This is a genomic window from Pseudoalteromonas undina, from assembly GCF_000238275.3.
In the GTDB taxonomy this organism is placed as follows: domain Bacteria; phylum Pseudomonadota; class Gammaproteobacteria; order Enterobacterales; family Alteromonadaceae; genus Pseudoalteromonas; species Pseudoalteromonas undina.
This window is the reverse complement of the sequence record NZ_AHCF03000003.1, coordinates 621,702-634,900: the sequence shown is the minus strand read 5'-3', so window position 1 is coordinate 634,900 and position 13,199 is coordinate 621,702. Positions and strand designations below refer to the sequence as shown.

Below are 13,199 nucleotides of genomic sequence, written 5' to 3'. Positions count from 1 at the left end.
AGCACGGTTAAAACAACCGCGCTAATTAAATTAGTTTACTGTGGTAAAGCCAAGCTGGGCGAGTGCAGCAAGCTCGGTGCTATCACCTTCAACCATCACAGTGCTAAACTCACGGCGGGTTGGGTAGTTTTTTCGTAAGCTGTCAAAGCCTTCATCGGCCAAGTGACGTAGTAAAATGCCATCATCACGGCGTACGTCATAAACTAAATGCACTAAACGGGCTATATCTGTTTCGCTAAAACTGCTTTCTAGGGTGACTTTTTTAATCGCAGGAGGCGGTAAAAAATCATCAAGCGATTTTATTGCGTTAACCCCTTTGAGCTCACATAAGCGCTGGTACAACATTTGTGTACCTCGCGCTTTACCTTCAAGGGTATGCCCTGCAATGTGAACACTGGCATAGCGCACGTGCTCCAGTAATTCAGTTAAAATATTAGGTTCATTTTCCCAAACATCCAGCACTAAATCGAGTTCAGCTCCGGCTTGCATCACTTCAAGTAAGGCTTGATTGTCAATTACATCACCTCGGCTGGCGTTTATTAACGTTAACCCAGATTTAAGTTTAGTTAAGCGTGTTTTATCAAGCATGTGCAGGGTTTTGTGCCTACCCGTTTTAATCAACGGCACATGAAAAGTAACAATATCTGACTGCGCTAATAGCTCATCAAGCTCAACATGCTCGGTTAATAGCCCTTGCTCATGCTTAATTGGATCGCACAATAGTAAATTAACGTTCAGTGCTTTTAACTTTTGCGCTAAACAACTACCAATATTACCCACACCCACAATACCGATTGTTTTACCACTTAACGGACTGGCATTTTCTTGGCTTAATGCAAATAAGCTACTTATTACATACTCAGCTACGGCAATGGCATTACAGCCAGGCGCACTGGTAAAGCCGATCTTGTTAGCACTGAGCAAATCAGTATCAATATGATCAACACCAATCGTGGCGGTACCTACAAAGCTTAGTTTATTCGCCTGTGCTAATAGTTCACTGTTAACTTGAGTAACTGAGCGGGTAAGCAGTACATCAACATCAATGAGTTGTTCAGGGGTTAATTGCCTGCCATCAAATCGTTCAACCTCACCCATATCTTTAAAGAATTGCTCAACTAAAGGCATATTTTGATCGGCAAGAATTTTCATTGTGAGTCCGTTTGGCGAAATGAGGCGCTATTGTAACGAACAACCCCCTATTAGCACAAACGAAAAAGCCGAGCATTTTGCTCGGCTTTAAAATAGTTAACGATTAACTTAACCTTTGTATTTGCTCATTACTAGCGTGGCATTAGTACCGCCAAAACCAAAGCTGTTAGACATAACCGTGTTTAGTTCAACGTCTTTTGCTTCAGTCACTATATTCAAGCCTGCCGCTTGTTCATCTAACTCATCAATATTGATAGATGGCGCAACAAAACCGTGCTCAAGCATGAGTAATGAAAAGATAGCTTCGTGTACGCCAGCCGCACCCAATGCATGCCCTGTCATTGCTTTAGTGGCACTGATCATTGGTGAGTTACCACCAAATACTTCTTGAATAGCGCCTAGCTCTTTAACATCACCTACTGGTGTAGATGTACCGTGGGTATTTAAGTAATCAATGCTGTCAACGTTTTGCATAGCTTGGCGCATACAACGTGCCGCACCTTCACCCGATGGTGCAACCATGTCGTAACCATCTGAGGTTGCGCCGTAACCGGTAATTTCAGCGTAAATATGCGCGCCACGAGCAAGTGCATGTTCAAGTTCTTCAACAACCACAATACCGCCACCGGCTGAAATTACAAAACCATCGCGGTTTGCATCATAAGTACGTGATGCTTTTTCAGGTGTGTCGTTGTATTTAGTAGAAAGCGCACCCATAGCGTCAAATTCCATTGCTAACGTCCAGTGAAGCTCTTCACCGCCGCCTGCAAAAATAACGTCTTGTTTGCCTAATTGAATTTGTTCCACCGCGTGGCCAATACAATGCGCAGAAGTCGCACACGCAGAACTAATTGAATAGTTAACACCTTTAATTTTAAACGGCGTTGCTAAACATGCAGAGGTGGTACTTGCCATAGTACGTGGCACCATGTAAGGGCCAACGCGCTTAACGCCTTTTTCACGAAGAATATCAGCCGCTTCTACTTGCCATTTTGATGAACCACCACCAGAGCCAACTAATAAACCAGTACGCTCGTTTGATACTTGCTCGTCGCTAAGACCCGCATCTTCAATCGCTTGCGCCATTGAAATATAAGAGTAAGCCGCCGCATCGCCCATAAAGCGCATTGCTTTACGATCAACATGCTCTTTAACATCAATATCAATTTTACCTGATACATTGCTACGCAATTTGTAATCAGCAAATTCTTGATTAAAAGCAATACCACTTTTACCCGCTTTTAGTGACTCTAATACTTCTTGTTTATTATTGCCGATGCTTGATACAACACCGATGCCTGTTATTACGGCTCTTCTCATGGGTAATTCCCTTAGCTTAATACTTAATTGTGTTCTATTTTACGCGAATTTAATCATCTAAGTGGTCAGCTTTCTAGCGTACACTTGTACTCTGAAGCTACAGCTTATAAATAACGCCAGACTATTTCAAAGAAAACACGTAAAATAATTAAAAAATTATCTATAAATTGAATTGGTCATGATAAAAAACGCCCATATACACTTTAACGACTTAGGCACACCAGTTGCCAATGACTTTGACGATGTTTATTTTTCTAATGACGACGGCCTTGCTGAATCGCATTATGTGTTTTATCAACAAAACAGTATAGATACACGGTTACAAAATCATGACCGTGAACACTTTGTTATCGCCGAAACCGGTTTTGGTACTGGGCTTAACTTTTTAAATACATGGCTGCAGTTTTCTGACCACTTACAGTGCCTACAAGTTCAAAATGAACAACCAAATAAAGTGCAGCGATTACATTTTATTTCTTTTGAAAAATATCCACTTAGCGTAAATGATTTAAAACAAGCCTTGCAAGCTTGGCCTAGTTTAAGCCATTTAAGCGACCAACTCGTTACCCACTACCCGATTAATTTAAATGGCTGCCACCGACTTGAATTTGCCAATGGCCGTGTAATCCTCGACCTCTACTTTGGCGACGTACTGGAATGTATTAATAGCATGAGCTACCCACAAAGTGGGCTGGTTGATGCGTGGTTTTTAGATGGCTTTGCGCCAAGTAAAAACCCCGACATGTGGCAGCAAAGTGTATTTAACGCCATGGTCGATATTTCCAGAAGCAATGCCACATTAGCCACATTTACCGCTGCGGGCTTTGTGCGCAGAGGACTAAACGAGGCAGGCTTTAGCATGCAAAAAGCCAAAGGTTTTGGCCGAAAGCGTGAGATGCTAATTGGCACACTTGCTCAAGCCAACCCAAAACAATCAGCCCCCGCCTATTTTGAGCATCACCCCTCACCGCTTTCAAGTGTGGCTATTATTGGCGGTGGTATAGCGAGCAGTTGTATCCTTTATAGCCTCGCAAAGCGTGGCATAAAAAGCCACTTATTTTGCCAAGATAAAAAGCCCGCAATGGGGGCATCGCACAATGTACAAGGGGCTGTGTATCCGCACTTACAGGCAAAAAACTCGCCACATAGTGAATTATTTGCCCATAGTTTTTTATACGCGAAGCGACTTTATAATCAATTAATCAACAATGGCTTTTTGTTTGATCACCAGTGGTGTGGTGTACTACAACATGCAGTAAAACAGCCATTGGCAGATCGCCATCAAAACCTCGCAGATAAACAACTGTGGCCAGAGCAGCTTATGCGAAATGTGACTGCTAATGAGGGTGATGCTATCGCTGGGGTTAAAACAGGTTACTCAGGGGTGTTTTTTGAACAAGGCGGCTGGGTTAATCCCCCGCAGCTAGTCTGTGCAATGTTAGATGCCGCACAACAATTAAATTCGTTTGAAAGCCTATTTAACTGCCATATTGAGCAATTTAATAAACAACCCGATGGTTGGTACTTAACCACGCAAAAGAAAACATTTGGCCCCTTTAGCGATGTAATTATTTGTACTGGTGAGCACAGTGATGCATTTACGCAAACTAAAACACTTCCCATTGTTGGCGTTCGCGGCCAAGTGTCACATGTTCAGGCAAGCGAGCAATCACGTAAACTTAATACTGTGTTGTGTCACAAAGGCTATTTTACTCCCGCTTATTTAGATCATCATTGTATGGGCGCCACCTTTGAAAAAAATAGTAAGAGCCGTGAAGTGACCGAGCAAGACAACCACACTAACCGTGAACAATTACTGAGTTTTTATAACAACACTGAATTTGCCACTAGCTTAGGCGATATTAGCTCAGCCAAAGCCGCTGTTCGCTGTAGTTTTATTGACCACTTACCTATGGCTGGTGAATGGGTGGAGCAAACTGATTATACACATGCATTTGCTAATTTACGTTTAGGCAAGCGCTATCAATATCAGCCGTTAGAAAAAACACAACAGGGCCTACATATTTTTACCGGCTTTGGTGCGCGAGCATTATGCAGTGCACCGCTATCTGCCGAGCACTTAATTAGTAGTTTAAACAATGAACCTCGCCCACTAAGCGAGCGTGTAAGCCAAGCAATTCACCCAGGACGTTTTATTGTTCGAGACCTTATTCGCAATAAAATTTAAAGGTAGTAATACCTACAAAACCCTTTATTGTAATTATCAAGAACGCAATGTAGGTATTAGCTTATACCATCGTAACTATGTAACCGAAGTAAGTATAATGATCGAGTGAAAGTTCTAAAAAACATCTTAAAAGCAGCTAATTTTAATACTCAGTTAAGTAATGACTTTTTAACTAATATGTTTTTTTAAATAAGCTCATTTAAATCCCATTTACCCTTTAAAAATAATTCCCTACCCCAAGGTCTGTTTGTACGAACAATCTTTACACTATATTGAGAAGGAATTAATTATGAGTAAGACTTTAATTATTGGCGCAAGTGGGCAGATTGGTAAACTAACCACCAAACTATTGCTTGAACGCCAACATCCTGTAGTGGCTTTAGTACGTGACAAAAGTAAATTAGATGACTTAAATAGCGACTATTTAACAATCGTAGAGCAAGATTTAGAAAATGATTTTAGCGATGCGCTGCACGGTTGCGACCATATCATTTTTGCCGCAGGCTCAGGCGGGAACACCGGCGCAGATAAAACCTTACTTATTGATTTATGGGCCGCCACCAAAGCCATTAATTACGCAAAAGAGCATGCCGCTAAGCACTTTACAATGGTGAGCTCTATTGGTGCTGACGATCCAGATGCAATCCAAAGCGATTTAAAGCCCTATTTAGTGGCTAAGCATATGGCTGATAGGCATTTAATTAATAGCGGACTCAATTACACCATTGTGCGTCCAGGCTCACTCACTAATGAGAGTGCCTCTAAGCTTATTTCTACCGAACGTCCCAAAGATCGCGATAAAGCAATCATTAGCCGTGAAAACGTAGCCCATGTTCTATTTACCATTGCCACAGAGCAAGGCAGCAATCGCTGCATATTTGAAGTATTTGATGGCGACAAACCAATAAAAGCCGCTATTAAGTAAGCATTACATTCATCCCTTGCCATGCAAGCTGTATGGCAAGCAGGGTTAAAATCACTTTAAAAATAACTCTAAAACGTGCCACCGATAACCGCTTAAGTAATTTAATCCCTAACCATGTGCCAATGGCTCCGCTTAAAATCATCGCCAGTGTTAACGGCAACCATTGCCAAAAGCTAAAACCCAGCCCCGCATAAACAACGGCTTTTAAACTATGCTGCAAGGTCATAATACTTGAAAAAGTCGCGGTAAATTTAAGCTTATCGTAATGATTAATATGTAAATAACTCGCTACCAAAGGCCCACTTGCTCCGACAAAAGTCGAGATAAATGCGGTTATTAAGCCCGCTAGTAAGCGCCCTAATCGTGAGTCTTTATTAAATTCAGGAATTGTTCCCCACAATAAATAAATCACAAATAAAGCCACAAACAGCTTCATGCTATCAAGGTTAATATCGCTTACTACTTGGCTTGATAGCCCCGCGCCAATTAATCCACCCAGAGTAAAATACAACAACATCGGCTTATCAAGATGGGCAATACTTAACAACAACCGATTGGCATTAGAGCCCAACTGCACTAAACCATGAACCGGCACCACCACCGCCATAGGCATCACCGACGCCATTACCACCAACAGCATTAACCCGCCGCCCGCACCAAAAGCGGCCGATACAAACGAAGTAAAACCCGCCAGTACAATGAGTAACAGCGAAATTAAAGGCGAAATGTGTTCAGCTGTAAAAATATCCATATAAAGGCTCCTAGTTAATCATTGGCTCATAATACAAAAAATAGGCAAGTAAGATAGTGTCTGTAATTAGGCTATTAGTGTTATACATACAGCTAAAGTAATTAAAAGTTAACTACAAAAAAGTATCCGGATTACGCTATAGTTATTAGTAAATTAAATAAGTAAGAGATAACTTATGTGTAGAACTTTTTATACGCTTATATTTATCCTTTTGTGCTTAGATGCAAATGCAAACTCGAAAAATTTAATACTCGGTTTTATTCAAGACTACCCCCCTTATAGTTATGAGTTAAATAACCAACCCAAAGGACGCCATGTAGAACAAATAATAGCGATAAGTACAACATCTGGAGTAGCCGTTGATATTGAATTTTATCCTGTACAACAACTTCTAAGAAAAGCTGTTAATGGTGATATTGATGGCATTGTTGGTCTTGTTTATCGAGATGATAGAGCCGAGTTTTTAGATTACGTCCTTGCCACCAAGATTGATGAGGTAACGGTTTCTTTATATACCCTAAAGCAAAAACGTAATATAGATGAGTTAATTAACAAAAAAGCAATTTTGGCTGCAAAAATAGGGTTTGCTCTAAATGATGACTTACATGCAAAACTAAATGCAAAGGGAGTTGAACTTTACAGGTTTTCAGATATATCGATTGTGTTAAAGCTTATGGAGTCCGAGCGAATAGATGGCATTATTCATAGTGACAACGCAATTACTCTAGAAAATCAATACAAAAATATCTTGTTTAAAAGTGAAGAGGTATTAACTTCAGAGCCAACTTACTTAACTTTTTCTAAAACCTTAAACCCAGTAAAAGTAAAGCTGGCCTCTAAGCTGAGTTCAGCATTACTCGATTCAAAAAAATAACCGCACATTAACTGACGAAAAAAATCAACAACTATGGATAAATTTAAAAGCTGTACCCCCCATTTTTATAGCTTATATGAAATTTTAGCCATAAAAAAACCGCGACTTGATTGCTCAAGTTGCGGTTTTTTAGGGTTTTTAAACAAACGAATTTAAAAACCGTTATTGGTGGAGCTGGGGGGATTTGAACCCCCGTCCGAAAAGCCTCGACCGTCGGTACTACATGTTTAGTATTGTCATTTAATTAACCTTTAAATCCCGGACAAACACGGTAGATAAAGGCGAGGCCGCTTAGTTTTAACGCTTCAACCCCGGCCAGGGTTTCCGTCGCGATCAGGTGTTAGGGTGACACTCCAAAATCCAGTCCACAAGAATACATGGAAGGAGCGCTAGCCAGCCTAAGCTGCTAGAGAGTAGTTATCGTCGTTTGCGATTACTTTAAATTGCGGCTTTTTTACGAGGCAAACCGCACCTCGACATGCACCTCGGGCTTCTTGAATTCCGTCGAATCCTAATCAGCCCCTGAATAAGGTTACTCATTCAGAGTGTCCAAGCAGTATAACCGAGTAACCTACGAATACTCAACACCTTAGGCGTTTTATTTTATTGGTTGGTTAATCATGCATCAAACACACATGTAAATGTAAAATATTGGACAATTAAGAAACAATTACTTAACAATGATGGTGCTTTATGCTCAAATGCAAAGCTAGACCTTGGTCTAATAAATTATAAAAATAATAACAGACATATTACCTAGAGGATTTATAAATGTCGGTTTTTTCTTTTGATGAGCAAACGGGGTATATCTCTTTAGTTTCACACCCTCATGTTTCAGGTTTAGCCTCAACAGCAACACAGCTTATTGAATTAATTGGCCAGTCAGAATATTGCGAGTGTGAGGTTATTGCTAGCAATATTGGTAAGCTGTTTGCTCAAAATAACGCCGAAGAAGCCCCCTCTTTAGTAATTGCTCAAGCCATTGATGCACAGCTAACCATAAACATCGATGAAAAAAATATGCTCGTTGAAGCTACCCTTATTACTGCCAAGGGCGGTAAATTGCTCAGCATGGAACAAGCGATTGAAGAGCTCTCACAAGCAGGGGTTGTAAAAGGCATTAGCTCTCATGCATTAGAACAGTTATTGGCGCAACAGTTCGAACAACCCCCAGGAAGTACGCATTGCGCCGAAGTCGCTTTTGGTCGTGCACCTAAAGTGGGTAACGATGCCAAATTTGTACGTCTTTGCTGCACAGCGCAAGACCGCGTACTTAGCCCACAAGCTAAAGGCGGTGGTAAAGTCGATATGAGAAACCTAGGTGATATTATTACTGTAAAACCTGGTTGTGAATTAATGCGGCGCATTCCAGCAACATCGGGGGTTGATGGGTTTACTGTGTTTGGAGATGTACTAACTGCAACCCCTGGCAAAGAACATAAATTACAACCTTTTGACGGCACTAAAATTGCGCCTGACAACCCCAACTTATTAATTGCCGACTGTACTGGCGTACCGGTTGCCCTTCCCCGTGGTATGCGTGTTGATGATGTTTTATGTTTTCATAATATTGATCCAAGTACTGGCCATGTTGAATTTGATGGCAGTATTATAGTCAGTGGTGATATAAAAGATGGCATGCGCGTGACCGCCAGCGGCGATATTACTGTTTTAGGCTTTGTTGAATCGGCGCAGCTCAAAAGTGATAGCGCCATCACAATAGTAAAGGGTGCAATTGGCAGAAAGCGAGAAGCCGATGAGCCATTTACCTGTTCTATTTTAGCTAAACGAACCGTTGCGCTTGGTTACTCTCAATACTGTGACATAAAAACGGATCAAAACTTACTAATAGATCGCCAATCATTACATTGTGACTTGAGTGCTGGAAATTTAATTAGGGTGGGCAGCGCAAAAGATCCTAAAGGGAAAATTATTGGTGGCCATATTCTAGATGCAATGCGCATTGAAACAGGTGAATTGGGCGCACCAGCAGGAACTAAAACCCGTGTTTGTATCGCACAGCGATGGTATGTGCTAAAACAAAAACAAGCGCAAATCACTGACTTTGAAAAAGTTTTAATCGGTAAGTCAATTGAACTACAGCAAGCGCGCCAGCGAATTAATAAACAAGTTGCAAGCGCACAGCGTCAGCAGTTTTTGAATAAAATAACAACGAATGAAGAACACATAGCAAACCGAAGCGCCAGCATCAATCAGCAAAAGCAGTTACTAAGAAAGAAAATGGCGCAGCTTTTAGCGCTCAGTCGCTTAAAAGTTAATGAGCTTATGCACCCTGGGGTAGAGCTTAAAATTGCACGAGAATCAATTAGCTTTTCGCGTAATTACCCACCACATTTAATCACTCATAGTGAAGGTAAAATAACGCAATCGTTTTAATAACGCTTATTAAGACTGACTCAGCTCAAAAGTGAACATTCACTATTATGAGCTGAGTTTCTAATCTTGGTTGCTTGCTTCGTCTTCGCTCTGTTGTGTTTCGTCTACAGCAAGTGGCCAACCACCTAGTTGCTGCCAACGATTAACAATTAAACAGTACAGTTCAGCAGTACGTTCTGTATCGTATAACGCAGAGTGTGCTTGTTTATTATCAAACTCTATCCCTGCTGCGCGACACGCTTTAGCTAGTACCGTTTGCCCTAATGCCAAACCAGCAAGTGATGTGGTATCAAAACTAACAAACGGATGAAATGGTGTGCGCTTGATATTATTACGCTCAATAGCCGCATTTAAAAAGCCGTGATCAAAAGCGGCATTATGAGCAACCACCACAGAGCGCTGACACCCTGCAGCTTTTTGCGCTTTGCGCACTACTTTACAAATTTCTTTAATCGCCTCTTCTTCTGGGACTGCCCCTCTCAGTGCTGAAAAAGGCTCAATACCATTAAACTCAATGGCAGCTTGCTCAATGTTGGCGCCCTCAAACGGTTGCACATGAAAATGAACGGTATGATCGATACTAAGCAGTCCTTCGTCATCCATTTTTAAAACGGATGCTGCAATTTCTAGTAATGCGTCGGTTTCTTTGTTAAAACCGGCGGTTTCAACATCAATAACCACTGGAAAAAAGCCACGAAAGCGTTGTGCGAAAAGTGTTTGCTCAGTATTTGCCATAGTATTCTTGGTTTATAGGGATTAGCTGTCTATTATGTCAAAATTGATGGCCTGTCGGCTAGGGGATTTATTGATTAATTACAGTTAAACTATAGGCATGTTACTTGCTTAGTAATTAGGGTCTGTTGACCTTTGCGGATTAAAATTTGTTCAAGCTAGGGGCGGTTTAATCGCGGCGCGAAGTTTGTAACCTAGTGGGCTAAGTAAAAACCGAGCAACAAAGAGTAAATAGCCCCTAGGCAGAACCCAAAGGGCAGCGCCTGTTTGGCATTAATGCTGTGTTATCGCCTATTTATGGGGAATAACCACACCACATAGGCTCTGCCTTGCCTAAATACCAAACAGGCTGCTGCAAATTTAACCTTGAAAGGTCAACAGACCCTAGCGTTTGCGCTGAATTATTTGCTGTTGCGTAATATTTTACGGTTTTTGTCACTTTTTTGGCAGAGCTAGATAACTGGAGAATTCTCGATGAAGTGTAAGTTGTTATTTATTAGCCTAGGCATTAGTAGTGTGCTGTATAGTTTGAATACAACTGCGGCAATACGCCAGTACACGGCTAACCAAGATAATTCAAACTGGAACTTGGTTAAAACAACTCGCTTGCAATGCCAATTAAATCATGAAGTTCCCTACTATGGTGAAGCTGTTTTTAAAGCATCAGCCAGTAAAAATAAAGATCTCACTTTTAATTTAGACATGGTGGTGCGCCCAGAAAATTACGCGATTGCCGGTTTAAAAGCGGTACCACCTAGCTGGCGAGCAGGCCGCCCTGCCCGTGATATTGCTGATATGAAATTACTTAAAAAGTTTGATGGTGAATTAGGTAATAAAACAGCATGGGAAATACTGACTGAGCTTGAAAAAGGGAACAAACCCACTTTTTACTACCAAGACTGGCAAAATAGTGCCGATAAAATTGCCGTGGGTATGTCTAATGTTAATTTTAAGCAAGCGTATTGGGCGTTTTTACAATGCCGAGACGAATTGCTGCCATACAATTTTGAAGATATTTCGTTCACTATAATGAATTATGAATCGAATAGCAGTAAGTTAACCAAGTCATCGCAGCAACGCCTTGATAAAATTGCTGAATATTTAAAAAACGATCCCAGTATAGAGTCAATCAGTATTGCATCGTACACCGATAGTTATGGCGGTCGTTGGAATAACCTCGATTTATCTAGAACCCGTGCTAAGGCTATTAAAGATTACATGGTTGGCTTAGGCGTTGATGAAGCTAAAGTGGTTACTGAAGGCTTTGGTGAAAAACGATTTGTAGACACCAATGATAATATTTTAGGCCGTGATAAAAACCGTCGCTTGGTAATTCAAATAGCAAAAATGTAAGTTAAGCTCTCTCCTTTAATGGCCGAATGTGTAATTTAAGCACTTTCGGTCAATACCTATCAATTTAATCATGCCTCTATTGTTAAAAAACAATACTCTGACCATTTAGTTATTAACATTTGGCTTTTTATTTTTTCATTTATATTAATAAGTTAAATTTCATTTCTTGATGATTTTGGCTTTTTTAATACAGTTGTAAATAGAAGATTACATTTTATTTTGTCTCTTTTATGACAAAACTATTTAAGTTTTGCACAACTAGTTATATCTTGCGTGTCTCTCACGTTTGATCAGGATCATTAAGTGCTTAAAAATAAAACAATAGGTAGCATGTTAATTGTTGCAGGAACTACCATAGGTGCAGGTATGCTTGCCCTACCAATTGCCTCTGCGGGGCTCGGGTTTAATACGGCAATGGTGTTAATTGTAGGGTGTTGGTTACTAATGACCTACACGGCTTTGCTTATGTTGGAGCTGCACCAATATGCCCCTCGCGATGCGACTTTAAATACACTGGCTAAGCTTTGGCTTGGTAAACGTGGCCAGTATGTAGCTAACTTTTCGATGATATTTTTATTTTATGCACTGTGCGCTGCTTACATAGCCGGTGGCGGTGCTCAGCTACAAGAGCGCATTAATACTGGGTTTAATCTTAGTATTGCTCCTCAATTAGGCTCCATTATTTTAGCCGTATTGATTGCAGGCGTGGTGACTTTAGGCACTAGTAAAGTTGATAAGCTTAACCGAGTACTATTTAGTGTAAAAATAGTCGTTTTGGCTAGCTTGTTTTATATGCTAACACCTTATGTACATGGCCAACACTTATTGGAAATGCCTGTTGAGCAAGGGCTGATACTGTCGGCTATCCCGGTGGTATTCACCTCTTTTGGTTTTCATGGCTCAATTCCTTCTATTGTTAAATATGTCGGGCTTGATATAAAAACCTTGCGCAAAGTTATGATTGCAGGCGCCTCTTTACCACTGGTTATTTATGTATTTTGGCAAGTATTAAGCCAAGGCATAATGAGCCAAGATCAATTACTACAAAGCGAAGGATTAACTGGGTTTGTAGCCAGTGTGGCCAATATTGCCAATAACGCCAATGTTTCTACTGCGGTTAAACTCTTTGCCGACTTAGCTCTAGCAACGTCATTTTTAGGGGTAAGCTTGGGGTTATTTGACTTTTTTGCTGACACATTCAAAAAAGCAGACACGGGGGTTGATAGAATTAAAACAGCACTTATTACTTTTGTTCCTCCTCTTGGATTTGCTTTATTTTACCCGCAAGGATTTATTATGGCATTAGGCTATGCAGCCATTGCTTTGGTTATATTGGCAGTATTTTTACCTGTTAGCATGGTTTACAAGCAGCGTCAGGGGATTGAAAAAGAAGGCTATAAAGTACGCAGTGGTAATATTGGTTTGGCCATAGCCGCTTTGTGTGGTATTTCAATTATTAGCGCACAATGCCTGCAAATTGCAGGACTTATACCGGCTATAGGCTAGC

General features: G+C 40.8%; 10 protein-coding genes and 1 other RNA gene. 6 read left to right on the top strand and 5 right to left on the bottom strand.

Annotated features, from left to right (window positions below; translation table 11 throughout):
- Nucleotides 1-30: 30 nt before the first annotated feature.
- Nucleotides 31-1,152: a 4-phosphoerythronate dehydrogenase gene (locus PUND_RS06595; protein ID WP_010388044.1), complete on the bottom strand. Its 1,122-nt coding sequence runs from the start codon at nt 1,150-1,152 to the stop codon at nt 31-33.
- A 108-nt stretch (nt 1,153-1,260) separates the two neighbouring features.
- On the bottom strand, nt 1,261-2,472 hold the full coding sequence (gene fabB / locus PUND_RS06590; RefSeq protein WP_010388041.1) for a beta-ketoacyl-ACP synthase I: 1,212 nt from the start codon (nt 2,470-2,472) through the stop codon (nt 1,261-1,263).
- Nucleotides 2,473-2,650: 178 nt separating this feature from the next.
- Between fabB and mnmC the strand changes: the two genes are divergently transcribed.
- Nucleotides 2,651-4,660 carry a bifunctional tRNA (5-methylaminomethyl-2-thiouridine)(34)-methyltransferase MnmC2/FAD-dependent 5-carboxymethylaminomethyl-2-thiouridine(34) oxidoreductase MnmC1 gene (gene mnmC / locus PUND_RS06585; RefSeq protein WP_010388038.1) on the top strand — a complete coding sequence of 670 codons (2,010 nt, stop codon included), beginning with the start codon at nt 2,651-2,653 and terminating at the stop codon, nt 4,658-4,660.
- A 289-nt stretch (nt 4,661-4,949) separates the two neighbouring features.
- A complete protein-coding gene (locus PUND_RS06580) occupies nt 4,950-5,585 on the top strand; it encodes an SDR family oxidoreductase (protein ID WP_010388035.1) in 636 nt (211 codons plus the stop codon).
- On the opposite strand, the gene PUND_RS06575 is transcribed toward PUND_RS06580, so the two are convergent.
- Complete coding sequence (locus tag PUND_RS06575; RefSeq protein ID WP_010388034.1) at nt 5,578-6,336, bottom strand: sulfite exporter TauE/SafE family protein; 759 nt, start codon at nt 6,334-6,336, stop codon at nt 5,578-5,580. The genes PUND_RS06580 and PUND_RS06575 overlap by 8 nt on opposite strands.
- Before the next feature lie 175 nt (nt 6,337-6,511).
- On the opposite strand from PUND_RS06575, the gene PUND_RS06570 reads away from it, so the two are divergent.
- A complete protein-coding gene (locus PUND_RS06570; protein ID WP_010388032.1) occupies nt 6,512-7,210 on the top strand; it encodes a substrate-binding periplasmic protein in 699 nt (232 codons plus the stop codon).
- 166 nt (nt 7,211-7,376) lie between these two features.
- Here the strand turns inward: PUND_RS06570 and ssrA are convergent.
- Nucleotides 7,377-7,733, bottom strand: a transfer-messenger RNA (tmRNA) gene (gene ssrA / locus PUND_RS06565).
- 248 nt (nt 7,734-7,981) lie between these two features.
- Here ssrA and PUND_RS06560 point away from each other — a divergent pair.
- Nucleotides 7,982-9,607 (top strand): DUF342 domain-containing protein, encoded by a 1,626-nt coding sequence (locus PUND_RS06560; RefSeq protein ID WP_010388030.1) that lies wholly within the window; start codon nt 7,982-7,984, stop codon nt 9,605-9,607.
- A gap of 60 nt (nt 9,608-9,667) precedes the next feature.
- Here the strand turns inward: PUND_RS06560 and rnt are convergent, their stop codons facing one another.
- Complete coding sequence (rnt, locus tag PUND_RS06555; protein WP_010388028.1) at nt 9,668-10,342, bottom strand: ribonuclease T; 675 nt, start codon at nt 10,340-10,342, stop codon at nt 9,668-9,670.
- Between the two features lie 471 nt (nt 10,343-10,813).
- On the opposite strand from rnt, the gene PUND_RS06550 reads away from it, so the two are divergent.
- Together PUND_RS06550 and PUND_RS06545 are read left to right on the top strand one after the other, a co-directional pair.
- A complete protein-coding gene (locus PUND_RS06550; RefSeq protein ID WP_010388027.1) occupies nt 10,814-11,692 on the top strand; it encodes a flagellar protein MotY in 879 nt (292 codons plus the stop codon).
- 303 nt (nt 11,693-11,995) lie between these two features.
- A complete protein-coding gene (locus PUND_RS06545) occupies nt 11,996-13,198 on the top strand; it encodes an aromatic amino acid transport family protein (protein WP_010388022.1) in 1,203 nt (400 codons plus the stop codon).
- Nucleotide 13,199 lies beyond the last annotated feature (1 nt).